This is a genomic window from Chryseobacterium angstadtii (assembly GCF_001045465.1).
Classification (GTDB): Bacteria; Bacteroidota; Bacteroidia; order Flavobacteriales; family Weeksellaceae; genus Chryseobacterium; species Chryseobacterium angstadtii.
Genome location: NZ_LFND01000007.1, coordinates 129,403 through 152,009, shown reverse-complemented (window position 1 = coordinate 152,009; position 22,607 = coordinate 129,403). Strand labels below are relative to the sequence as shown.

Genomic DNA, 22,607 nt, shown 5'->3' with positions numbered 1-22,607 from the left:
ATGATATTATTATGGTTTACCTTCTTGTGATGTAATCAACCAGAATTTAAGAAAATCAATATCTCTTAAACCTTCAAATAAGCTTTTAACTTTAGGATACTCAGTAGTAACGTCACCCTTGATTGCTAATTTGTAATCAGGATTTACGCTTAAACTTTGTTTTACCCATTCTACTAACTGCTTATTTGTACTATCCATAGGAATCCCAGTAGGACTCTTAAAGCTCTTCTGCTCCTCATCTGACAAATCGAGATAGCCTTTCAGTTGGTTCATAGGAACCCCGATTGCTTGTACTTTTTGAAATGCAGCTTTTTCCTGATTGGTGAAAGTAATGTTATACTTTTGTCCCATTTTGTCTAAAAGCTGTAATCTCTCTGATGCGTTTTCTACCGGCTGGAAATAGAATTTTCCGTCCGGAGTAGCGTTGATGGTCATCAAACTTGCATCAGGAAGTAACTTCTCTGATATTGAAGATGGCGGTTTAATCTGCTCCACGTCAGGTTTTTTAAACTGAGTGGTCAATATAAAGAATGTAAGTAGTAGGAAGGCAACATCACACATTGCCGTCATATCCGTCACTACTCCATGTCTTTTTGGTTTGACTCTCGCCATTGTTTTGAATTATTTTTAATTAAACTTCTTTTAATTGGAATGCAAATTCCTTGCTACAAATTCAATTCTTAGTTGAATTCAGCGAAAGACTGCTGGATGCTCATAGCGATCTCGTCGATCTTATAAGTTAATCCGTCAATTTTAGATGTAAAGAAGTTATAAAGGATAATCGCGATAGCTGAAGTACCAATACCTAATGCCGTGTTGATCAAGGCTTCAGAGATACCTGTAGAAAGTGCAGCAGCATCCGGAGTACCACCACCTGAACCTAATGCGAAGAATGCTTTGATCATCCCGATTACAGTTCCTAAAAGTGCGATTAGAGTTGCTACAGTACCTAAAGTAGAAAGAATCATCATGTTCTTTTCAAGCATTGGCATTTCAAGAGTTGTAGCTTCTTCGATAGCTTTGTTAAGAGCTACCATTTTTTGCTCTTTATTTAAAGTAGTATCATGAGAAAGAGCTTTGTAAGTAGTAAGACCTTCTTTCACTACGTTACCTACAGATCCTTGTTGTCTGTCACACTCTTCTAAAGCTTCATCAATTTTGTTTTGATTTAGTAAGCTTCTTACCTGAACTACGAAGTTGTCTAGGTTTCCTTTACCAGCAGCTTTTCCTAGTACGAAATATCTTTCGAAAGAGAAAACGATTACGGTAATCATGAAAGTAATCAAGATTGGTACGATAACCCCTCCTTTGTAGATAATCCCTAAGAACGATTCTGGGTGAATGTCTTTTCCTTCAACGCTTGAGAAAGCTACAGACCCACTTCCTAGTTTTTCTGCATCCTTAAAGTTTCCTGGGTTTCCAAGAACGAATAAATAAATACAAACTCCTATAGCAAATAAAATAGGAATAATAACAGCCGGGTTTAAACCTCCTGCTTTTCTAGCAACTACTTGCTCATCATTTTTTGAAACATTCATTTCCATATTTAACTAAATTATATTGTTTTAAAATTTTACAAGGTGTAAATTAAAGGCAAAATTAATTAAAATGCAAGAGTCTTAAATAAACATTTTGCATTTTTTTGATAAAGAAATTTTAATACGATTTCGATATAATAATAATTTTTAAATATTTTATTTATTTTTCCCATTTTTAACATTTGAGTTAGAAATTTAAAAAAATAAGACCCTCATTTTTTTTAATTTGCCAATGTTAACTTTTTTTTAAATTACGATATTCACAATACGGTGATGCACTACGATGATTTTTTTAGGTGTTTTACCTTCCAAAATCGGCTTCATTTTTTCATCTGAAATCACCAAATCTTCCACCTCCTTAGCAGATAACTGGGCTGAAAGAGAAATTTTGAACTTCATTTTACCGTTTACGCTTACCGGATACTCAATTTCATCTTCTACAAGGTAATCCTCGTTTAATGCTGGGAATTTCTCAAATTCAACAGATTCTTTATTCCCCAACAGGCTCCAAAGCTCTTCACAGATGTGCGGTGCATATGGAGAGATGATAACGGCTAACGGTTCTAAAATATTGCGTTTGTTGCATTTTATTTTTTGAAGCTCGTTTACAGCAATCATAAATGAAGATACGGAAGTATTGAATGAGAAATTCTCAATATCGTAAACGACCTTCTTTATTAAGGTATGTAAAACTTTATATTCCGCTTTTGTAGGTTCTTCATCAGACACTTCAAAAACATCTCCGTTGAAATACAGATTCCAGAATTTTTTAAGAAAACCATACACTCCGCTTAATCCTTGTGTGTTCCACGGCTTGGACTGCTCCAAAGGTCCCAGGAACATTTCATATAATCTTAGTCCGTCTGCTCCGTACTCTTCACAGATATCATCCGGGTTGACTACGTTGTATTTAGACTTGGACATTTTTTCTACTTCACGGTCTGTGATGTATTTTCCGTCTTCCAGGATAAATTCTGCATCAGCATAATCCGGTCTCCAGGATTTGAAAGCTTCGGTATCTAATTCGTCTGATGCTCCTTTTAATAAGGATACATCAACGTGAATCTTCTGAGTCTTATAATTTTCTGCCAGATTCTTTGAAACATATTGGTTAGTTCCATCAATTCTGTACACAAATGCACTCATCCCCAAAATCATCCCCTGATTGATCAGTTTTTGGAAAGGCTCATCATGAGTAATATATTCTCTGTCTTTTAAGAACATGTTCCAGAAACGGGAATATAATAAGTGACCGGTAGCATGCTCGCTTCCTCCGATGTATAAATCTACCTGTCCCCAATAATCCGCCAGTTCTTTTTTAACGAAAACCTCCTGATCATTCGGATCCATATATCTAAGGAAATACCATGAGCTTCCTGCCCAACCTGGCATGGTAGACAATTCTAACGGGAATACGGTTTTATCATCAATAAGATCTGTAGCCACTACTTTCTGATTGGCTTCGTCCCACGCAAATACTTTTGCATTTCCTAATGGCGGATCTCCGTCTTCAGTCGGAAGGTATTTTTCAACTTCAGGAAGTTCCAGCGGTAAAGCAGAAACCGGAAGCGTGTAAGGCATTCCATCCTTATAATATATAGGAACCGGTTCGCCCCAGTAACGCTGTCTTGAGAAAATAGCATCACGCTGTCTGTAATTCGTAGTTCCGTGGCCAATTCCTTTATTTTCTATTTCAGCAATTATTTTTGACTTGGCATCATTATAATTCAATCCGTCTAGGAAATCAGAGTTTACACAAACAGAATCTTTAGAATCGAAAGATTTTTCCTGAACATCTTCTTCAGTAGCTACTACTTTTTTAATGTCAAGATTAAATTTCTTTGCAAATCTATGATCTCTTTCGTCATGTGCAGGAACCGCCATTACAGCACCTGTTCCATAGCCCATCAATACGTAATCTGAAATATAGACCGGCATTTTCTCGCCGCTGAAAGGGTTAACGGCATAGCTTCCCGTAAAGGCACCGCTCACGTTTTTCACGTCAGCCATTCTGTCTCTTTCCGTTTTTTTGGAAGTTTCTTCTATATATGCATCTACTTCTGCTTTCTGAGCATCTGTAGTAATGGTATCCACTAAAGGATTTTCAGGAGCCAGTACCATAAAAGTAGCTCCGAAAATAGTATCAGGACGGGTAGTAAACACTTCAACAACCTCATCATGACCTTCTACCTGAAACTGAACCTGAGCTCCCTGGGATTTCCCGATCCAGTATTCCTGGGCATCTTTAAGAGGCTGCGGCCAGTCTAATGTATTAAGACCCTGTAATAATCTTTCAGAGTAAGCCGAAATTCTCATGCTCCACTGCATCATTTTCTTTTGGAATACAGGGAAACCTCCTCTTTCGGATTTTCCGTCCTTCACCTCATCATTGGCCAATACGGTTCCAAGAGCGGGACACCAGTTTACGGTAGTCTCTGCTCTGTAGGCAAGACGGTAATTAAGTAAAATATCTTCTTTATCAAGGTCTGAAGAATCTTTCCATTCTTCTGCCGTGAAATTCAGTTCGTCGTTTTGGTTGGCATTTAATCCCTCCGTTCCTTTTTCTTCAAAATGCTGAATTAAGGTATTGATGGATTCTGCCTTATCGGTATTTTTATTATACCATGAATGATACAGCTCGATGAATATCCACTGCGTCCATTTATAATAGGATGCGTCTGAAGTTCTCACTTCTCTGCTCCAGTCGAATGAAAAGCCAATTTTTTTCAACTGCTCTTCATATCTGTTGATATTTTCTTCAGTAGTCACCGCAGGGTGCTGCCCTGTCTGAATGGCGTACTGTTCAGCAGGAAGGCCAAAGCTGTCATATCCTACCGGATGGAGGACATTGAAACCCTGATGCCTTTTGTATCTCGCATAAATATCCGATGCAATATATCCCAGCGGGTGCCCCACGTGAAGCCCTGCTCCGGATGGGTACGGAAACATATCGAGAACATAAAATTTCGGTTTGTCTGTGTTATTGGAGGTTTTGTAGGTTTGATTGTCCTCCCAGTACTTCTGCCACTTTTTTTCTATCTGCTGATGATCGTAAAACACTTTATTATAGATATTAGATGTTAGATATTAGATGTGAGATTGTCAACTCCCATTCTAATTTTCACAAAAATAATGAATTTAAAAGAAATGGAAATTTTAATTTTGATTAATTCAGGAATGTTCCTCAACAAAAAAATCTCATCCGGAGATGAGATCTATAGTAAGGTATGGAATGTATCTTATTGAGGAATTCTCTTGAACGTAAATGTTCTTGTTTTAAATACAGTCGGATCCTGAGTCTCTTCTCTGAATGCAAGATTTAGCGTGGTATCGTTGAGGGTAATGATTTTACCGTTGGCAGGTTCTACCGTACCCTGATATTTTACCACTACCGTTTTAGCACTTTTATCATAAGTGTAGGTAAAATTTCGGTCTGAAGTAATAGCACACTGTGGAGTAGTACCAATTTCACCCCAATCTGTTCTTTTACCAGCTACTTCCGTATTGAATCTCCATCTGGATTCTTTCTGACAGTCGCTGTACGTAATAACATCTGAAACCGGGTCCTCACCTGTTTCAACAGTAGTAACCACTTCTTTCAGCGGCTGCCATACTCCTACAAGAGGAGATTCCATCACATTATTATCATCATCATTACATCCTGTAGCCACAAATAATGATAAACCTGCAAATAGTAATGCTAATTTCTTCATATATAAAATTTTCAAGGGCTAAAATTATAATTTTTTTGATTTATATCACCATTTTTTGTGAAAAATTATTTTGATATTCCATATTTCTGAAAATTTTAGAACATTAGTCGCCATAATAGCCGTTATTTAACAAATTTTGAATCTCCGGAACGTCTACTATTTTATTAAAAAAACTATTTTTGCAGAAAGAAACAAAAATGCAGGATATAACGAAAAATAATTTTGACTTCATACGTGTTCTCCTTGCTTTCATTGTCTTTTTAGGACATTTGGGAGCTTTAAGTGACTCCAGTCAACTCTATTTTTTAACGAACAGCCCTGTAGAAATTGCGGTTTTTTCTTTTTTCATCGTCAGTGGTTTTCTTATTGCGAGAAGCTATGAACGCTCTTCCAGCCTGAAAAGCTATATCAGGAAAAGGATCAACAGGATTGTTCCGGCCTATTTATTGGTTGTTTTTCTGTGTACCGTTCTTCTGAGCCTTGTCAGTACGCTCCCGTTGTCAGATTATTTTGGAAATATCCAGGTTTATAAGTATTTCTTCTGGAATTCCTTATTTATGAATTTCATGGCACCTTCTCTTCCCGGCGTATTTGGAAATGAAGCGGTGAACGGTGCTTTATGGACACTCAAGATAGAAATGTGTTTCTATTTCGCAGTCCCTCTCATCTTTTTATTGTTCGGAAAAAATAATAAGTACAGAAACATAAGCCTTATCGTCCTGTATTTTCTTTCTCTGGCATTTCTCAATTATTTTGAAACGGCCGGAAAAATTTCTATTTCCAAACAGCTTCCAGGCTCGCTGTGCTATTTCATCGGCGGGATGTTCGGTTATTTTTATTTCGACAAGTTCATTAAATATAAAAACACTCTTTTCATTATTGCCATCATTACGGTTTGGATTGATTTGATTTTACATATCAAGCTGTTCTCTCCCATTATGATCAGCATTATTGTTCTTTATATCGCTTACTCCCTGAAGTTTCTGAATAATTTCGGAAAGTACGGAGACTTCACGTATGGTATTTACATCTTCCATTTCCCTATTATCAGGGTATTTGCCACGCTGGGACTGTTCGCGGATTACAATCCTTTCTTCATGAGCTTTGTATGCATGCTTGTGGTGATAGCCGTGGGAATTGCATCATGGCATCTTTATGAGAAAAAATTTTTATAATTTTACTCCCAGTAAAAACATCAATGAAAGACCTCGTTTCCATCATCACTCCCTGCTACAATTCTGCTGAATTCATCGAAGAAACCATACAGTCTGTTTTAAACCAGACCTACGAAAACTGGGAATGGCTGATTACCGATGATTTATCCAAAGATCACACGGTAGATCTGATCAAAAAATACAATGACCCGAGGATAAAGCTCCAGGTTCTTGAGAAAAACGGAGGCGCCGGAAATGCAAGGAACAACAGCCTGGAAAGAGCTACCGGAAGATATATTGCTTTTCTGGATTCTGATGATTTCTGGTATCCTGAATACCTGGAAACCATGACGGATTATATGAAGGAAAACAATGCAGAACTGGTATACTGCAACTATTCAAGGTGTAATGAACAGCTTGAACCTGTGCTAAAAGATTTTCTGGCCGATAAAGTCGTAACGTTTTCCAATCTTCTGAAAACCTGTAGGCTGGCACCGGTTTCTACCATGTACGACACCAAAAGAGTGGGCAAATTTTTATTTCCGATAAAAAGCAAACGGGAAGATCATGTGATGTGGCTGAATCTTTTAAAAGTAATCCCGGAAGGAATGCCCGTAAAAAAGACATTGGCCAAATACAGAATGCGCGAAAACAGTGTTTCCCGAAAGAAAAAGAACATCATCAAAGATCAGTATCTTGTTTATAAAGATTTCATGGGATTCTCTACATTAAAATCTCTGTACTATACAGCTAATTGGGCTATGAACGGGTTTCTGAAATATTCTAAAATATTCAATTAATGGAGTATTCAAAAGAATTTAAAGCAGCATTAAGTGCTTTTTCCGCCATAGAAAAAGACCGTCTTATTTTCAGACTCCTGAAAAAGGATAAACTGTTGTCTAAAAAGCTGTATTTCGAACTGATTGACCAGGAAACTACCGATGATAAGCGAAATGCCATGGAGGAAAATGTCGCTGAAAAACTTCTTCTCGCGGCTAAATACATCGGAAATGCCAAGTATTTTATGAGTACGATCCGCACAGTAAGTGCAGACATCACCGAACACGTTAAAATAACAACGGATAAGTTCGGGGAAGTATCATTGAACCTTCTGCTTGTGAATAAAATTCTGGATTCCAACAGTGACCTCAGCAGACAGAGGTTCGACAATGTTTACAAACTCTATATTTACATCATTAATAAAGTATTCAAAGCACTGGCTCTGACGAGAAAACTGGATGAAGATTACTGGATGGAAATTGATGAACTTCTGGAAGAAACCCACCGTAAGATTCAGGAAAACCATTATCTGCAAAAATTATGCATCAATAACGGTCTGGATTTTAACTGGCTTCAGAGTGACCGTATTCCGGAAGACATTGAACAGATTATAAAAGATATCAAAAGCCAGGGATTTTTACGCTAAAATTTTCTGTAAAATCAAATGGGTAGCATCCGGTTTATCGGTGACAAATTTCCCGGCATAATCAGCCATTTCTTTACGTTCTTCTTCATTGTTCAGAAGATATAGAGCAAAGTCTGCGGCAGCTAGTTCGTCTGTAAAAGATTTCCCTCCGTTGGCTTTAATCAAATCATCTGCCTCAGGATTTTTTCTGTAATGGTTTCCGAAAATCACAGGGACACCAAATGTGGCCGCCTCCAAAATATTGTGCAGTCCGGCATCATGAAAACCTCCTCCAACAACAGCAATATCTGCATAAGAATAAAGTTTTGACAACAAACCTATACTGTCTATGATTAAAAGCCGGTATTCAGAAATTGGGTGTTCTGCCTTATGAATTTCGCTGTATAATAACGCTTCGGGAAAATTATTTTTTAAATGTTCTACTCTTTTCAGATCATGGGGAGCCACAATTAGCCTTACATCTTCATTCATTCTAAGAACTGCTGCTGCTATCTTTTCTTCGGCCTGCCAGGAGCTTCCAAATACAACCGCCTGATGTCCGCCTATAAAATGTGAAATCGAGTCAACGTGATTATTCCGTACTCTGAGCTGTTTTACTCTGTCAAATCTCGTATCTCCCGTGATTGATGAATGCACAAGTCCGATACTTTTTGCCAGTGCAAAAGAGAATTGGGTCTGGTGAAAAAACCAGTCTACATTTTTGCGGAGCTGTTTCACAAACCATTTCCCATAAGAAGTAAAAAAAGACTGTCTTTCATAAAACAAAGCCGAAATCACATAAATCTTAGTTCCACGTGTTTTCAGTTCAGCCAGAAGATGATACCAGTAATCATATTTTACGGTAAAGAACAGTTCTGTATCAAACCGGGAAATAAACTCTTTTATGGTGCTCCTTTTATCGAAGGGAAGGTAGCAGATCACATCTGCCATATGTTTCTTTTTCGCTACATTTTCATATCCTGAAGGCGAAAAGAAGGTGACCAGAATTTTATGTTCCGGCATTTTTTCTTTAAGCTTTTCTAAAACAGGGAGTCCCTGCTCGTATTCACCGAGGCTGGCCGCATGCATCCAGATCACCTTATCGGATGGTGAAAATATGGCTTTTACCTTATCCAAAGACTGTTTTCTTCCTTCAACTCCTTTTTTAGTTTTATCATTAAACCCGGAAAATATTTTCATTCCGAAAATGAGAAGGCTGACAAATATGTTGTATAGAAAAGACATCTTAGTTATTTTTCGATTTCAAAACGGTCGTTATGGGTAGATGGGCCGGAGATCACAAGAAATTCCAGTTCTTCATTCAATTCATTGGAAATATAATGTTTTGATTCGGGCTGAACAGTAATACTTTCTCCTGCCTTTACGGTAAATTTTTCGTGATCAATATACAGAACAGCTTCTCCTTTTAAAATATAAAACACCTGCTCTGCCATCTTATGAAAATGCAGCTTTTCAGCAGTTCCGGAAGGCATTTTTTCCTGCTTCACCGAAAGACCCCGGGAATCATTCAGAATCCAACTGTCACAGCCGTTCCCCCATGTATAATGCTCTGAATTATTTTTAGAATGTATCATTTGAAAATCGCTACAAAAATAAAAACTACGATCAGGCTTCCTATCACGGATAGAAGAGCTGTAGATAAGGGAACTTTGGGTTTCACTTTTTCATCAAAAGAATACCTGAACATATAATCCTGTCCGTTCATAAAAATAAGGATGACCAGAACAAACAGCCATCTTAGAAAAATCTCCATGATAAGGAACTGGGCAGATTTGTTTCCGTCTGTAATTTCTACAGGAAAATTAGCTGTTTCGGGATGCCTTAATGCATATACAAAAAAGCAGTAAAGAGCGGTTCCCAGAAGCGGGGTTAAAAAAGAATACTTCTTGCTTCCAAAGTTATCCGCCTTTCCGTCAAAATCAAAATGCACGGGAATTCTTTGGGGAAGATTCTTATAATGTTTCAGGGTAAACCACCAGAAAAAAATGAGCAGTCCGAAATTAAAAATATCAAAAACTGTAAAAAGAATATTCTCCATCCGGACTCTATTTAATTAAGGCTAAAGTAAATTTTTAATCACTCTCAGTTTATGAGTATGTTTATTCATTTCTTTATTAAAAATCCCTGTAGAATCAAGGATGTCTATTCTTACTTTTCCGGATGCGTGAATAATCCTTTGGTTATCGAGCATGATTCCTACATGAATAATTTTCCCTTCAGGGTTTTCAAAGAAAGCTAAATCTCCGGGACGGCTTTCCTCCACAAAAGTTAATGGCTCCCCTACTTCCGCCTGCTGATAGGTATCTCTGGGCAGTTTAATATCATGAATTTTATAGATAAGTTGGGTAAAACCCGAACAGTCTACGGCAAAAAAACTTTTACCGCCCCATAAATAAGGAACGTTCAGGAATTCCTTTGCAGCCAGGGAAATACTTTCGCGGAGATCGTGGCTCCTTCTTGAAGCTACCACCGGAAACTCTACCTCAGACCCCATTGAAAGAAGGGTTTTTCCATCATTCATGAGTACCGAAGAAAAATCTTCAGTCACAACAGTCACTTTTCTTTTGGTCAGTTCTTCTTCCGTTACCGGTTTTAGCTGTTTGGTATCCATCCAACCTTCATATCCGTCATAATGCATTTTTATTCTGGTCCAGTTTTTATTCACTTCCAGAATATCGGCACTTTCTCCAAACAATATTTCCGTAACAATTTCCGATTTGTCCGAACCTTCTGCCCGAACCGGTGCTACCGTAACGTTACAAATTCCTTTATTCATAGTTTTTTAGATGATAGATTTCAGACAACAGATTTCAGATTTCACTGAAGCCGGCATCTGACATCTGTTGTCTTATATCTGATGTCTTATTTCCTCCTAAGGAAGTTCACTCCATCGCGCAAAGGTAAAATAAGATTTTCAAAATCATTGTCTTTTGCCACTAAATCATTCAGTTCTTTAATCACCTGCGTGGACTTCTGCTTTGGATTTTCCTCCAATACTTTTCCGTACCACAGCACATTATCGAACATCACCACAGAGCCGGATTTTGTTCTTGGTTTTATCAGCCTGAAATATTCGGCATAGTTTTCTTTATCGGCATCAATAAAGATAAGATCAAAAATCTGATCTGTTTCTCTTAAAAATTCTTTGGCATCCTGAAGTTTAAATTCGATCTGTGAAGCATATTCACTCTCTTCAAAGTATTTTTTAGGCAGATAAGCCAGATCTTCATTGACATCCAGAGTGGTTATCTTACCGTCTTTAGCAAGGCCCGATGTAAGGCAGAGCGTGGCGTAACCTGTAAAAGTACCTATTTCCAGCACATTCTTCGGCTGCATCATTTGGGAAACCATAGTGAGAAGCCTTCCCTGCTGATATCCGGATATCATGTGAGGCTGTGTGGTTTTCTGATAGGTCTCTCTTCTCAGTTTTCTCAGAATTTCAGGTTCCGAAGAAGCATGTGTCTCCAGATACCTGTCCATTTCAGGATTCTTTTCTTCAAAAAAGCTCATACTGCAATTCTTTTATAATCTTCAAAATTACTTAAATATAAAGAAAAAATGATTACCAGCCTATACTTTTCGTACACCGCCCCGGAAAATCCCCATGAAAAATACCGTGAAAATACGGATGTTTTTTTCGGACGCATAGTTATACATTTGCAAAGAACAAGGGGTAAAAACACTAAGGAAACAAGAAAAATGAATGCAGAGGAAAAACTAATTAACAGAGAGAATCGGAAGACCGCAGGGCCTAAGGGCAGGGCGGATTCTTCTTTTAAAAAAACTAAAACGCAAGTATCCAATTCATTTTTACAGAGAATTATTTCATTATTGAAAAAAGAAGAATTAATTTAATCAAAAAAACAAATCCTGAATCTCTTCAGGATTTGTTTTTTGCATTCTACCCATAGACTTCCCAATGCCTTTTTTTTACACTTTTACACTCCATTTCCAAGACTCACCATCTTATCTCAGAGCTTCCGGTTTCGGGAAAATCCTTTCATTTCTTTTGAATCTCTTTACCTATCAATTAAAAAAAGAGGGAAAACACCTTTCTTAAAACGGGAAAATTCCTGCGCCTTTTTATTGCAGATAAAAATACATTTGATACAGATTATTAAACGTATGAATACTGGACAATAAAAAGGAGAAACCCGAAAATCCTAAATAAAGAGTAGGGATATCTAATTTCTAAAAACCACATGAAAACAAAAACCTTACTTCTCATTGGAGCCATTGCCGGATTAGTCTTTTTCTTCTCCCGACTGGCCCCTCAGGAAATGACTTTTTACAAAGAAAAGGGCAATTATGTAGTTGACAACAACTATATCATTAAGAGCGTAAAGAAAATATCTGATGACGATCTTAAAAGTTTACTGAAACTCCAGAAAGACTATTCCACAAGCTTAGGAACGAACTTTATTGTGTACAAAATGAACCGCCAGTACATCATCCGCGGATGTCTTTTGAAAGCCAATATCGACTGGAAAAAATATGGAGATCTAAAATCTAAAGTTGATGGTATTCTACAGAAATACGGGGCCAAAGAACTTACTCCTAATTATTATGCTATTCAAAGTAACCAGGCTGTTACCCAGGCAGCACTTTTGACTCAAAAAGACATCACTTCATTAAACAAACTATCTATAAGAGGCGCTGATGAATATACCATCTGCCCGCCACTTATCGGCAGAAAGAATCTTACGAATGTTCTCATGAAATCAGTAAGAAATGATATTGGAGGAATTGATCCTAAAATCAATACAAGACTTAATAATATACTGGTTAATTACAAATAAAACAGAGGGCTGGTTGTATTGTGAATCAGCCCTTCTAAAAATTTCTGTTATGAAAAGGAAACTTCAATTATCCGGAATTTTCATTCTGTTGTTCCTTGTCTTTGTGACGGGTCTGAAAAGTACATTTGACGGATTTTATGGATTCTATTATGAAAATAAGACGTATCAGAAGCCTTTGATCTACACTCTGTCGGAAAATATTGTACAAGCCACGCCTGTGAATATGTTTGCCTCTTACACAGGCTTTGATACGGGGTATGGTTTTTATGCACCTAATGTGGCGAGCGACTTTCTCCTGAGTTTTGAACTGAAAGATAAAAACGGGAATGTTTTGGAAGAAAAATTAATGCCTTCTTTCAGGAAAAAAGAAAGCAGGGTGAGATACACCACGGTCTTCAATATGTTTCTCGATAAAATATCGGCCGATAAAGGAACTTACGACAGCAGATATTATCAGTATCTGGATCTGATTATCAAGCAGACCGCGATGAATGTAATGAAGGAAAATACCAAAGCATCCCACGTTACAGCGAAGCTTTACCTTTACGATTATCCTACAATTGCTGATTTTAATAAGGGAAAAGTGAAAGAAAATTTTATTCTTATTGATGAATTTAAATACTAAAGTGATGAAAAGCGTGAACCTTATTTATGCGAAAATTGAAAATTTCTTTTTCAAAAAAGATGGAAATACAGAATTTTTAAGCTTTTTCAGAGTAGCCACAGGACTTATTATTTTACTGCAGTTTATGGCGACTATGCCGGATTTTGAAAAGCTTTTCTCCAGCAACAGTATTATTCCGCAGGATATTATGAATGTTTTCACTCCGGACTGGCTTATTACCATTCCGAAGGTCGTCAGCTTTTTTCAGTCTTTCGGAATTCCGGAAAGCACTACTCTTGCGGGTGTAAAAATATCGTTCATCACACTTTGTGTTTTTGTTATTGTTGGATTTTATTCCAGAATTTCAGCTTTTCTGCTGCTGATATTACAGATCGCTTTATTGAAAGGAAGCTCTTTTTTCGCTTATGGAGCAGACTTTTTCACGAGCATGTCTCTGTTTTATCTGATTCTTTTCCCATCGGATCATAGTTTCTCATTAAGGAATTTACTATTCGGCAATACGCCAGAGGACATTAATATTACTCCCGTTAAAAGGTTATTTCAGCTTCACATTTCCATTGCTTATTTTTTCTCCGGTTTGGATAAAATCCTGGGATTTAACTGGTGGAACGGGGAGTCTATCTGGAAAGCCATCCATCTGCCCTACTCCAACAGAGATCTGAATATTGATTTTACTTTTCTTGCCGAACATTCTTATCTGTTGATACTCATAGGTTGGTCAACAATTATCATAGAAATGTTTTATCCTTTTTTTATCTGGAACCGGAAAACACGAAAAATGGGACTTTGGCTTACCATTTCCATGCATATAGGAATTGCCCTCGTTCTCAATTTATACTATTTTTCAGCGATCATGATCATCTGGAATATCACCAATTTCTATTTTGAACAGCCCGTAAAGGAAACAGCCCGTTCTCCCAAAGGATACAAGAAGGCTACAACAGGCAGATTCTTTCTCCGTAAGCTTATTAATCCATTAAAAAAGGAAAAATTAATATAAAAAAAATCCCGAATTGCTTCGGGATTTTCGATTGATATCGGATAGGTATGGTATCCTTATTTTTTTGGAGCGATATCCATTAATTTCATGAATTCATCCAGCTTAGGCATGATGATGATTTCTGTTCTTCTGTTTTCTGCTCTTCCTGAAACACTCATATTGGTTGCTTTAGGATTGTATTCAGAACGTCCGCCTGCAGTAATTCTCGCAGGATCTACTCCAAACTGAGTCTGAAGAACTTTAGCAATTGAAGTTCCTCTCAATGCAGAAAGATCCCAGTTGTCTCTTGGCAGGTTTGCAGAGTTTAAAGGAGCATTATCTGTATTACCTTCAATCAATACAGAATATTTATCATAATCATTGATTACTTTAGCTACTTTCCCTAACACTTCCTGAGCGGCAGGCAATACATTGTAATCTCCTGTTTTGTATAACATTTTATCCGAAAGAGAGATCATTACCACTCCTTTCAGTACTTTCACCTGTACGTCTTCATCTCCTACATTATCAAGAGATCTTTTAAGCTTGTTAGACAACGCCATATTCAGGCTGTCATTCTTAGCATTGTTTGAAATCAGCTGCTTGATATAAGAGTTGGAAGCATTGATTTCCCCAACCAGTTTATCAATATTTGCAGAGCTTTTACCGGTATTTGAAAGACATGCATCCAAAGATGATTTCAAAGCATCATGCTGGCTTTTTAAAAGATTGTTCTCCCCTGACAATGCAGAATTCTGAGACTTTAAATCCTGGATTTCTCTTTGTCTTTCGCCAATATTTTCAATACACTGCTTATAGTTTGAACTTAAAGCTTCGTACTGCTTTTTGGTGACACAAGAGGTCAATCCTAACGCCATTGCAGAAACTGCTAAAATTTTAAAAATCTTCATAAGTAATCATTTTTAGACGAATCAAAGTTAGAAAAATCAATTGAATAATATGAATTATCTTTGTATGAAATAAATCTTCAACCTATCTCTTGGAAAAATACAGTTTTAAAAATCAGCTTGAAAACCTTGTTCGGGAACCGGAAAATCACAGCTATCTTCTGGCCGTAAGCGGCGGTGCAGATTCTATGGTTCTGGTCTCTCTTTTTCAGGATTCAGGGCTGGTTTATGAGGTAGCCCACATCAACTATAAACTTCGTGGTGAAGATTCGGATCTGGATCAGAAAACGGTTGAACGTTTTTGTGAGAAAAATCATATTCCATTCCATCTTTACGAGGTATCGGAAAAGGACAAAAAACCGGAAAACTCTATTCAATTATGGGCCAGAGAGCTTCGGTACCACTTTTTCAGAGAAATTCAGGAGCAGAAAAAACTGGATTTTCTGGTGACTGCCCATCATCTGAACGATCAGCTGGAAACTTTTATAATCAATCTTTCCAAAGCATCCGGTATCCACGGACTGAGTGGAATTCCGGCCCGCAATCACAATACCATCCGCCCGCTTTTAACTTTTTCAAAAGAGGAAATTTACCAATATGCTGAAGAGAATGGTATTGATTTCCGGGAAGATCTTTCCAACAAAAAAAGTGATTATCTGAGGAATAAAATCAGAAACGAAATTGTCCCGAAACTTCTGGAAACGAACGATCATTTTCTGGATAACTTCAAAAAAAGCTCTTCTTATCTGAACCAAACGAAAGATTTTGTTCAAGAACAAATTGAAGAGATAGAAAACAGACTGAGTCTATTTAACCCTGAACATAAAATTTTATCAAAGGAAAAGCTGAATAAAGAAAGTCCTTTCGTCAAATTTGAAATTTTAAAGAAATACGGATTTAATCAGGAAGAGGAAATTCCTAAATTTTTCAAAGCGGAAAACGGAAAAAAATTCATTTCCAAAGATTATGAACTGATCATCAACAGGGATGAATTTATTTTTAAAGCCCGCACCGCGAAAATAGTTTCCGACTCAGAATCTGAAGAAATTGTATTAACGGTTGGCCCTGATCTGGAAATTATTTTCCCTGAAGACTTTAAACTTCAATTTTCAAATTCACACCCTTTCGAGTGGCATTTTAATGGGGAGAAAATCCATCTTCCGCTCAAATTAAGGAGAAAGAAAGAAGGAGATCTCTTTTTTCCTTCCGGCATGAATGGCAAAAAGAAAGTTTCGAAATTTCTGAGGGATGAAAAGCTATCCGTTATTGACAAGGACAATATCTGGCTGCTATGTGATTCAAAAGATGAAGTTTTGGGCATACTTCCCTACAGACAGGACCGCCGGTTTTTAGCAGATACAAAGGCAAAAAAAGTGTTGAAAATAATATGGACAGGAGAACAACGAACATTTTAGCGATAGAAGACTTCAAAAAAGACAGCAATGCCGCATTTGGGATCCTGTATCAAAAATACTTTGGGTCCACCAAAAAATTTATTCTGAGTAATAAGGGTAAACTGGAGGATGCGGAAGATATTTTCCAGGATTCGCTTTTAATTCTGTATGAAAAATTATATGCGGATGACTTCAAAATATTTACGTGTCTAGGAAATTATGTTTTCGGAATTTCTAAAAATTTATGGCTTAAAAAATTAAGGAATAATGGCTTTTCAGTGGAAATAACGGAAAATTATTACGCAGAAAACCAGGAAGAGATAGATCTTGCCATTGAGAACGAAAACAGCTACTGGGACAAACTGAATTTTTACATCGGATCTATTTCCTCTCACTGTCAAAATTTAATTCAGGATATCTTCATTAAAAATAAAAGCATAGAAGAAATCCAGAACAAGTATCAGTATTCCAGCAAACACAATGCACAAAACCAAAAGCACAAATGCGTGGAACAGATCCGGAAAATCAAAGACAGCGACAATTTTTAATACTGAAATTCAATACTTTACAGAAAATATTTAAAAATCATCCGAAATCCGGGTGATTTTTTTTTGTTTCCGGAACTTCTATATAAATACCAATATTATGCTTAAAACAATCGTATTCAGTTTATGCTTATTGATGGGAGTTTCCATGAATGCACAGAACAAAGGCATCAATTTCCAGAAAGTCGATCTGGAAGCAGCCAAAAAAATAGCTCAAAAAGAAAATAAGCTGATTTTCATTGATCTTTATACCACCTGGTGTGGCCCGTGTAAGCTGATGAAGAAAAATACGTTTACCGATGCCAAGCTTGGTGAAATGTTCAATAAAAATTTCGTGAATCTGGCTATTGATGCGGAAAAAGAAGGAAAAGATCTTGTCAAAAAGTTCAAGATTGTCAATTATCCTTCATTCTTATTTTTAGACAAAAACGGTGAGCTTGTTCAATATGATTTCGGATATTACAATGCCCCTCAATTTTCCGCGGTCGGAATGGCCGTTCTGGATAAAGCCTCTTCCCAAAACATGGCTCAAAACATGACTAAGACTATAGATCAGGTGAAAGGAAGAATGGTTGGAGAAAAAATTAATGATTTTTCGGCTGATGACCGGTTCGGGAAAAAATTCACATTATCCAATGAAAAGCAGAAAATCGTTTTAGTTTTTATTCGCGGACAGTGGTGTCCTTACTGCAATAAATACATTGAAACTTTGCAAAACATTTCACCTCAACTTCAGTCTAAAAATGCAAAACTGGTGATTGTATCTCCGGAAAAACCTGAATTTATAGAAAAAACCATCAATAAAACCAAAACAAATTACACGGTTTTATATGACAAAGACTATAAAATTGCCGAGCTTTTCGATGTGCTTTATACGCCTGACCAAAAAACACTGGATTTCTACAATTCAAGACTGAAAGATGATTTTAAAAACAGCAGATCCGACCAATCAGGAAGACTGCCTGTTTCCGCCACCTTTATCCTTAATGAAAATCATGAAATTACCTGGAGACATTTTAATCCGGACTATAAGGAAAGAGCATCAGTAGAAGACATTCTGAAAAATTTATAGAAGTTCTTACCCGGAACTTTAAAATCTAAAAGGCCTTAATCAGGAACAATCTTTCCTGCTCCTGATTGAGCGCCTTAACCTTAAAAAAATCAAATTATGAAAAATACATATTTATATTATTTCGGCCTGTTTCTGATGATTTTCAATGGAGGTTTAATTAAAGCACAAGGCTGCAGTGACGCAGGTTTCTGTACTGTGAACAGCTTAAAACCTCATAGCAACGATTCTATATCGCTCTATAAAAATCAGTTTAAAGCCGGGCTTTCTGTAGGTAAGGCAGATCATTCCATTACCGTGTACAGCCCTTATTTGGAATACAACAGAGAGATTAATTCTCAATGGGGCATCAGCGTTAAAGTGGCTGCCCTTTCCCAATCCGGAAATGGAGTGAGTACCTTTGGAGTATCTGATGTATACGTGAATACCAATTACCGTTTAGATCAAAATCTGTCTTTTACTTTAGGGACTAAAATCCCTCTGGCCAACGGAAATAAAATGAAAGACGGACAGCCTTTGCCTATGGATTACCAGTCCAGTCTGGGAACGCTGGACCTGATTGCCGGAATTGGATATCAGATCAAAAAGTTGCAATTGGTAGCGGCTATTCAGCAGCCTTTGACCCAGAACAGCAATCAGTTTGTTGCTGAAAACACTCCTGCCAATTCCATTTGGAGAGATTTCCAGACGACTAAGGATTTTAAACGAAGCGGTGACATTTTGTTCAGGGCTTCTTATCCGATCAAAATTACCGACAAATTTCTGGTTACGCCGGGCCTGCTCAACATTTACCATCTTTCCGATGACCAATTTTCTACTATTTCCGGAACTGAACAGAAGATTGAAGGCTCAAAAGGCCTGACGATCAACGGAAATCTGTTCTTAGACTATGTACTGAATAAAAAACAGGCTCTCCAGCTTAGTATCGGAGCTCCTTTTTTAGTTAGAGATACCCGACCGGATGGTTTAACGCGGAGTTTCCTCGGCACTCTTGAATACCGTTTTAACTTTTAAGCCCATGAGGCATCCAAGAACATGGACTGAATTGAAAAAATCAATAATCACGTTACAAAAAGAGTCCGGATCATCAGTAAGAGCACTGAATTCTACAGGGTTTTAGAAAAAAGGAAGTTTCTAAATTTTTTAGGGACAAAAAAATATCTATTTTAGCGAGGCAAAAAAAATATGGATTGGGATCCCGCATTCCATGACCGGAATATTTTAAGACTGGCGATAGAAAATGCAAAGGATGGGAAAACATAACGTATTCTCAAAAATTTTAATGAAAAGAAAAAATGAAATTTAGAAACTGGTTTTTAGTAGTGTTGCTGTTTCTAGCAGCAGGAATGAATGCGCAGATTAAAAATCCTGTCAAGTTTAAGTTTACCATCAACGATTTGGGGAACAATCAATACGAGGCTGTTTTAAATGCAACCATGGAAAGCGGCTGGCATATTTATTCCTATTCTTAACCCTTTGTCACTAAATGCTTCTTGGCTGTCATATCATATTTGTATCCTATATATTCACTAGGAGCGGGCTAAAGCCCGCTTACCCGACATTAGCCATTCCCCAGGCTTTAGCCTAATCTTAAAACATAAAATCCCTCCCGGATAAAATAATAACATAAATATCTGTGTCAATCCGTGGTCAATAAAATTAATTTCTTACCATGAATAGATATGGCTTACACGCCCGCTTAAAAAGAATCAAAGAAATTAATTCTTCCTTCCTTCTTCCCTCGTACTTTTCTTTTCTCATGAACATTTTTACCCCGTCACCTTCCTATTCTATATCCCCCTTTGCTACTTTTTCCCCATTCCCAACATATTCCTTCCCTGACTTATCCCCTGGCTTATTTCTTTTTCAAACATCCTACCCCTAATTAATCCATCTTTTGCTCAATGTTAATAAGTCCACTTTTCGCGTAATCTATTTTAAATTAGATCTTTATAACGACACTTATCCCCATTGTTACAGTTGGATGAATTTTATGTTAAATAAATTTGTTTTACGTTGTTTAAAGGCGCTATCTTTGCCCCACTGAAAAACGAAAGAGATTCAGTAGCGCAGAAGAGCTTTTAGCTAAGCAGAATTTACCCTCCTATAGATATAAAAAAAGCAGGCAACATTTATTGAAATAAAAGTTGTGAGCGTTAAAAAAGTTTGTATCTTTGCAGTCCGGTTATTCGGGAGCGCAGGAGTAGAGATAAAATGATTTGAAATACTATTTAAGGTTACTTAAAAAACTTTAAAATATTCTTGAAAACATTTTGTCATTAGAAAATAAATTTATACTTTTGCAACCGCAAATAAGGAACAGAACGACAGAAAAAAGTTCTTTATTAAAGCGGAAAGAACAAAGATCATTGACATACAATATAACAACCAAGTAAGGAAAAAAACTAAAGCGTAATAAACTTTGAGCGGGTCAGGAAAAACATACAATGGAGAGTTTGATCCTGGCTCAGGATGAACGCTAGCGGGAGGCCTAACACATGCAAGCCGAGCGGTAGGTTTCCTTCGGGAGACTGAGAGCGGCGCACGGGTGCGGAACACGTGTGCAACCTGCCTTTATCAGGGGGATAGCCTTTCGAAAGGAAGATTAATACCCCATAATATGTTGAATGGCATCATTCGATATTGAAAACTACGGTGGATAAAGATGGGCACGCGCAGGATTAGATAGTTGGTAGGGTAACGGCCTACCAAGTCAACGATCCTTAGGGGGCCTGAGAGGGTGATCCCCCACACTGGTACTGAGACACGGACCAGACTCCTACGGGAGGCAGCAGTGAGGAATATTGGACAATGGGTGAAAGCCTGATCCAGCCATCCCGCGTGAAGGACGACTGCCCTATGGGTTGTAAACTTCTTTTGTATAGGGATAAACCTTTCCACGTGTGGAAAGCTGAAGGTACTATACGAATAAGCACCGGCTAACTCCGTGCCAGCAGCCGCGGTAATACGGAGGGTGCAAGCGTTATCCGGATTTATTGGGTTTAAAGGGTCCGTAGGCTGATTTGTAAGTCAGTGGTGAAATCTCACAGCTTAACTGTGAAACTGCCATTGATACTGCAAGTCTTGAGTAAGGTAGAAGTAGCTGGAATAAGTAGTGTAGCGGTGAAATGCATAGATATTACTTAGAACACCAATTGCGAAGGCAGGTTACTATGTCTTAACTGACGCTGATGGACGAAAGCGTGGGGAGCGAACAGGATTAGATACCCTGGTAGTCCACGCCGTAAACGATGCTAACTCGTTTTTGGGTTTTCGGATTCAGAGACTAAGCGAAAGTGATAAGTTAGCCACCTGGGGAGTACGGACGCAAGTCTGAAACTCAAAGGAATTGACGGGGGCCCGCACAAGCGGTGGATTATGTGGTTTAATTCGATGATACGCGAGGAACCTTACCAAGGCTTAAATGGGAATTGACAGGTTTAGAAATAGACTTTTCTTCGGACAATTTTCAAGGTGCTGCATGGTTGTCGTCAGCTCGTGCCGTGAGGTGTTAGGTTAAGTCCTGCAACGAGCGCAACCCCTGTCACTAGTTGCCATCATTCAGTTGGGGACTCTAGTGAGACTGCCTACGCAAGTAGAGAGGAAGGTGGGGATGACGTCAAATCATCACGGCCCTTACGCCTTGGGCCACACACGTAATACAATGGCCGGTACAGAGGGCAGCTACACAGCGATGTGATGCGAATCTCGAAAGCCGGTCTCAGTTCGGATTGGAGTCTGCAACTCGACTCTATGAAGCTGGAATCGCTAGTAATCGCGCATCAGCCATGGCGCGGTGAATACGTTCCCGGGCCTTGTACACACCGCCCGTCAAGCCATGGAAGTCTGGGGTACCTGAAGTCGGTGACCGTAACAGGAGCTGCCTAGGGTAAAACAGGTAACTAGGGCTAAGTCGTAACAAGGTAGCCGTACCGGAAGGTGCGGCTGGAACATCTCATTTTAGAGCGTCTTTCGGGACGAAAAACAAAATTAAGTACGCAAGTACATTGATTCTGCTTAAAGTGAGCTTTAGTTTTTTTATTTGGTTGATATATAACAATACACAACCCACTAGAAATTAGTAAAAGGGATTGAGACCAGAGGCAGGATGTAATGATAAAGATTAGTCTGATATCTAATATCTGAAATCTGTTAGTCTAACAGACAGTCTCGTAGCTCAGCTGGTTAGAGCGCTACACTGATAATGTAGAGGTCGGCAGTTCGAGCCTGCCCGAGACTACTAATTAAGGCGGCTGGCATATGGCTTATAGCAGATGGCAAAAAAGCCAAAAGCAAGAAGCAAATCGCCAAAAGCAACTAGAGGGGGAATTAGCTCAGCTGGCTAGAGCGCCTGCCTTGCACGCAGGAGGTCAAGGGTTCGACTCCCTTATTCTCCACATTTGTATAAAGTACGTAAGTATTTTATATAAGGTACGAGGGTAATAAATGGAAGAATG

At 38.0% G+C, this 22,607-nt stretch carries 21 protein-coding genes, 2 tRNA genes and 1 rRNA gene; 14 read left to right on the top strand and 10 right to left on the bottom strand.

The annotated features are described in order from the left end of the window. Positions 1–9: 9 nt before the first annotated feature. The 4 genes from ACM46_RS19685 to ACM46_RS19670 all read right to left on the bottom strand — a co-directional run bounded on the left by ACM46_RS19685 (position 10) and on the right by ACM46_RS19670 (position 5,251). The gene (locus tag ACM46_RS19685; protein WP_048508399.1) at positions 10–612 is read right to left on the bottom strand and encodes an ExbD/TolR family protein; all 603 of its coding nucleotides are present in this window, start codon (positions 610–612) and stop codon (positions 10–12) included. A gap of 68 nt (positions 613–680) precedes the next feature. Next, positions 681–1,544: a MotA/TolQ/ExbB proton channel family protein gene (locus ACM46_RS19680; RefSeq protein ID WP_048508398.1), complete on the bottom strand. Its 864-nt coding sequence runs from the start codon at positions 1,542–1,544 to the stop codon at positions 681–683. A 240-nt stretch (positions 1,545–1,784) separates the two neighbouring features. Then, positions 1,785–4,598, bottom strand: coding sequence for a leucine--tRNA ligase (gene leuS, locus ACM46_RS19675; RefSeq protein WP_048508397.1), 2,814 nt, complete (start codon positions 4,596–4,598; stop codon positions 1,785–1,787). A gap of 179 nt (positions 4,599–4,777) precedes the next feature. Then, on the bottom strand, positions 4,778–5,251 hold the full coding sequence (locus tag ACM46_RS19670; protein ID WP_048508396.1) for a lipocalin-like domain-containing protein: 474 nt from the start codon (positions 5,249–5,251) through the stop codon (positions 4,778–4,780). Positions 5,252–5,430: 179 nt separating this feature from the next. On the opposite strand from ACM46_RS19670, the gene ACM46_RS19665 reads away from it, so the two are divergent. The 3 genes from ACM46_RS19665 to ACM46_RS19655 are packed head-to-tail and all read left to right on the top strand — an operon-like array spanning position 5,431 to position 7,831. Beyond that, positions 5,431–6,426 (top strand): acyltransferase family protein, encoded by a 996-nt coding sequence (locus ACM46_RS19665; RefSeq protein ID WP_131707632.1) that lies wholly within the window; start codon positions 5,431–5,433, stop codon positions 6,424–6,426. Between the two features lie 23 nt (positions 6,427–6,449). Next, positions 6,450–7,205 carry a glycosyltransferase family 2 protein gene (locus ACM46_RS19660; protein WP_048508394.1) on the top strand — a complete coding sequence of 252 codons (756 nt, stop codon included), beginning with the start codon at positions 6,450–6,452 and terminating at the stop codon, positions 7,203–7,205. Next, entirely contained in the window at positions 7,205–7,831 is a 627-nt protein-coding gene (locus ACM46_RS19655; RefSeq protein WP_048508393.1) for a hypothetical protein, read from the top strand. The genes ACM46_RS19660 and ACM46_RS19655 overlap by 1 nt, the downstream gene beginning before the upstream one ends. Here ACM46_RS19655 and ACM46_RS19650 read toward each other — a convergent pair. From ACM46_RS19650 to ACM46_RS19630, 5 genes are all read right to left on the bottom strand, one after another. Further along, positions 7,823–9,055: a 3-deoxy-D-manno-octulosonic acid transferase gene (locus tag ACM46_RS19650; protein ID WP_048508392.1), complete on the bottom strand. Its 1,233-nt coding sequence runs from the start codon at positions 9,053–9,055 to the stop codon at positions 7,823–7,825. The genes ACM46_RS19655 and ACM46_RS19650 overlap by 9 nt on opposite strands. Positions 9,056–9,060: 5 nt before the next feature. Then, a complete protein-coding gene (locus tag ACM46_RS19645) occupies positions 9,061–9,405 on the bottom strand; it encodes a cupin domain-containing protein (RefSeq protein WP_048508391.1) in 345 nt (114 codons plus the stop codon). Next, positions 9,402–9,869: a DUF1648 domain-containing protein gene (locus tag ACM46_RS19640; protein WP_048508390.1), complete on the bottom strand. Its 468-nt coding sequence runs from the start codon at positions 9,867–9,869 to the stop codon at positions 9,402–9,404. Before ACM46_RS19640 ends, ACM46_RS19645 begins: the two co-directional genes overlap by 4 nt. 21 nt (positions 9,870–9,890) lie before the next feature. Then, a complete protein-coding gene (locus tag ACM46_RS19635) occupies positions 9,891–10,607 on the bottom strand; it encodes a C40 family peptidase (protein WP_048508389.1) in 717 nt (238 codons plus the stop codon). Positions 10,608–10,693: 86 nt separating this feature from the next. Continuing rightward, entirely contained in the window at positions 10,694–11,341 is a 648-nt protein-coding gene (locus ACM46_RS19630) for an O-methyltransferase (protein ID WP_048508388.1), read from the bottom strand. A gap of 692 nt (positions 11,342–12,033) precedes the next feature. On the opposite strand from ACM46_RS19630, the gene ACM46_RS19620 reads away from it, so the two are divergent. From ACM46_RS19620 to ACM46_RS19610, 3 genes are read left to right on the top strand one after another with little or no spacing between them, the layout of a single operon-like run. Continuing rightward, positions 12,034–12,630, top strand: a complete 597-nt coding sequence (locus ACM46_RS19620; RefSeq protein WP_048508386.1) for a hypothetical protein — start codon at positions 12,034–12,036, stop codon at positions 12,628–12,630. Positions 12,631–12,679: 49 nt separating this feature from the next. Further along, positions 12,680–13,255, top strand: coding sequence for a hypothetical protein (locus ACM46_RS19615; RefSeq protein WP_048508385.1), 576 nt, complete (start codon positions 12,680–12,682; stop codon positions 13,253–13,255). Continuing rightward, positions 13,239–14,255: an HTTM domain-containing protein gene (locus tag ACM46_RS19610; protein WP_241486061.1), complete on the top strand. Its 1,017-nt coding sequence runs from the start codon at positions 13,239–13,241 to the stop codon at positions 14,253–14,255. The genes ACM46_RS19615 and ACM46_RS19610 overlap by 17 nt, the downstream gene beginning before the upstream one ends. A gap of 56 nt (positions 14,256–14,311) precedes the next feature. On the opposite strand, the gene ACM46_RS19605 is transcribed toward ACM46_RS19610, so the two are convergent. Further along, positions 14,312–15,145, bottom strand: a complete 834-nt coding sequence (locus ACM46_RS19605) for an OmpA family protein (protein WP_048508384.1) — start codon at positions 15,143–15,145, stop codon at positions 14,312–14,314. Positions 15,146–15,234: 89 nt separating this feature from the next. Between ACM46_RS19605 and tilS the strand changes: the two genes are divergently transcribed. From tilS to ACM46_RS19570, 8 genes are all read left to right on the top strand, one after another. Beyond that, on the top strand, positions 15,235–16,557 hold the full coding sequence (gene tilS, locus ACM46_RS19600) for a tRNA lysidine(34) synthetase TilS (RefSeq protein ID WP_048508383.1): 1,323 nt from the start codon (positions 15,235–15,237) through the stop codon (positions 16,555–16,557). Beyond that, positions 16,530–17,084 carry an RNA polymerase sigma factor gene (locus tag ACM46_RS19595; protein ID WP_048508382.1) on the top strand — a complete coding sequence of 185 codons (555 nt, stop codon included), beginning with the start codon at positions 16,530–16,532 and terminating at the stop codon, positions 17,082–17,084. The genes tilS and ACM46_RS19595 overlap by 28 nt, the downstream gene beginning before the upstream one ends. Positions 17,085–17,181: 97 nt before the next feature. Then, positions 17,182–18,153 (top strand): redoxin domain-containing protein, encoded by a 972-nt coding sequence (locus tag ACM46_RS19590; protein ID WP_048508381.1) that lies wholly within the window; start codon positions 17,182–17,184, stop codon positions 18,151–18,153. Between the two features lie 96 nt (positions 18,154–18,249). After that, complete coding sequence (locus tag ACM46_RS19585) at positions 18,250–19,164, top strand: hypothetical protein (RefSeq protein WP_241486060.1); 915 nt, start codon at positions 18,250–18,252, stop codon at positions 19,162–19,164. Positions 19,165–19,445: 281 nt separating this feature from the next. Then, positions 19,446–19,622, top strand: a complete 177-nt coding sequence (locus ACM46_RS23430; protein ID WP_157859466.1) for a hypothetical protein — start codon at positions 19,446–19,448, stop codon at positions 19,620–19,622. A 972-nt stretch (positions 19,623–20,594) separates the two neighbouring features. After that, a 16S ribosomal RNA gene (locus ACM46_RS19580) occupies positions 20,595–22,111 on the top strand. A 205-nt stretch (positions 22,112–22,316) separates the two neighbouring features. Further along, positions 22,317–22,390 (top strand) — tRNA-Ile (locus ACM46_RS19575). 83 nt (positions 22,391–22,473) lie between these two features. Beyond that, positions 22,474–22,547 (top strand) — tRNA-Ala (locus tag ACM46_RS19570). The last annotated feature ends 60 nt before the right edge of the window (positions 22,548–22,607 follow it).

Bases quoted from the DNA above. Each gene is read 5' to 3' on its own strand.
- ACM46_RS19685 (WP_048508399.1), bottom strand. From the start codon at position 612: ATGGCGAGAGTCAAACCAAAAAGACATGGAGTAGTGACGGATATGACG.
- ACM46_RS19615 (WP_048508385.1), top strand. From the start codon at position 12,680: ATGAAAAGGAAACTTCAATTATCCGGAATTTTCATTCTGTTGTTCCTT.
- ACM46_RS19595 (WP_048508382.1), top strand. From the start codon at position 16,530: ATGGACAGGAGAACAACGAACATTTTAGCGATAGAAGACTTCAAAAAA.
- ACM46_RS19605 (WP_048508384.1), bottom strand. From the start codon at position 15,145: ATGAAGATTTTTAAAATTTTAGCAGTTTCTGCAATGGCGTTAGGATTG.
- ACM46_RS19620 (WP_048508386.1), top strand. From the start codon at position 12,034: ATGAAAACAAAAACCTTACTTCTCATTGGAGCCATTGCCGGATTAGTC.
- ACM46_RS19635 (WP_048508389.1), bottom strand. From the start codon at position 10,607: ATGAATAAAGGAATTTGTAACGTTACGGTAGCACCGGTTCGGGCAGAA.
- ACM46_RS19670 (WP_048508396.1), bottom strand. From the start codon at position 5,251: ATGAAGAAATTAGCATTACTATTTGCAGGTTTATCATTATTTGTGGCT.
- ACM46_RS19660 (WP_048508394.1), top strand. From the start codon at position 6,450: ATGAAAGACCTCGTTTCCATCATCACTCCCTGCTACAATTCTGCTGAA.
- ACM46_RS19655 (WP_048508393.1), top strand. From the start codon at position 7,205: ATGGAGTATTCAAAAGAATTTAAAGCAGCATTAAGTGCTTTTTCCGCC.
- ACM46_RS23430 (WP_157859466.1), top strand. From the start codon at position 19,446: ATGAAATTTAGAAACTGGTTTTTAGTAGTGTTGCTGTTTCTAGCAGCA.
- ACM46_RS19585 (WP_241486060.1), top strand. From the start codon at position 18,250: ATGAAAAATACATATTTATATTATTTCGGCCTGTTTCTGATGATTTTC.
- ACM46_RS19680 (WP_048508398.1), bottom strand. From the start codon at position 1,544: ATGGAAATGAATGTTTCAAAAAATGATGAGCAAGTAGTTGCTAGAAAA.
- ACM46_RS19610 (WP_241486061.1), top strand. From the start codon at position 13,239: ATGAATTTAAATACTAAAGTGATGAAAAGCGTGAACCTTATTTATGCG.
- ACM46_RS19640 (WP_048508390.1), bottom strand. From the start codon at position 9,869: ATGGAGAATATTCTTTTTACAGTTTTTGATATTTTTAATTTCGGACTG.
- ACM46_RS19650 (WP_048508392.1), bottom strand. From the start codon at position 9,055: ATGTCTTTTCTATACAACATATTTGTCAGCCTTCTCATTTTCGGAATG.
- ACM46_RS19630 (WP_048508388.1), bottom strand. From the start codon at position 11,341: ATGAGCTTTTTTGAAGAAAAGAATCCTGAAATGGACAGGTATCTGGAG.
- ACM46_RS19590 (WP_048508381.1), top strand. From the start codon at position 17,182: ATGCTTAAAACAATCGTATTCAGTTTATGCTTATTGATGGGAGTTTCC.
- ACM46_RS19645 (WP_048508391.1), bottom strand. From the start codon at position 9,405: ATGATACATTCTAAAAATAATTCAGAGCATTATACATGGGGGAACGGC.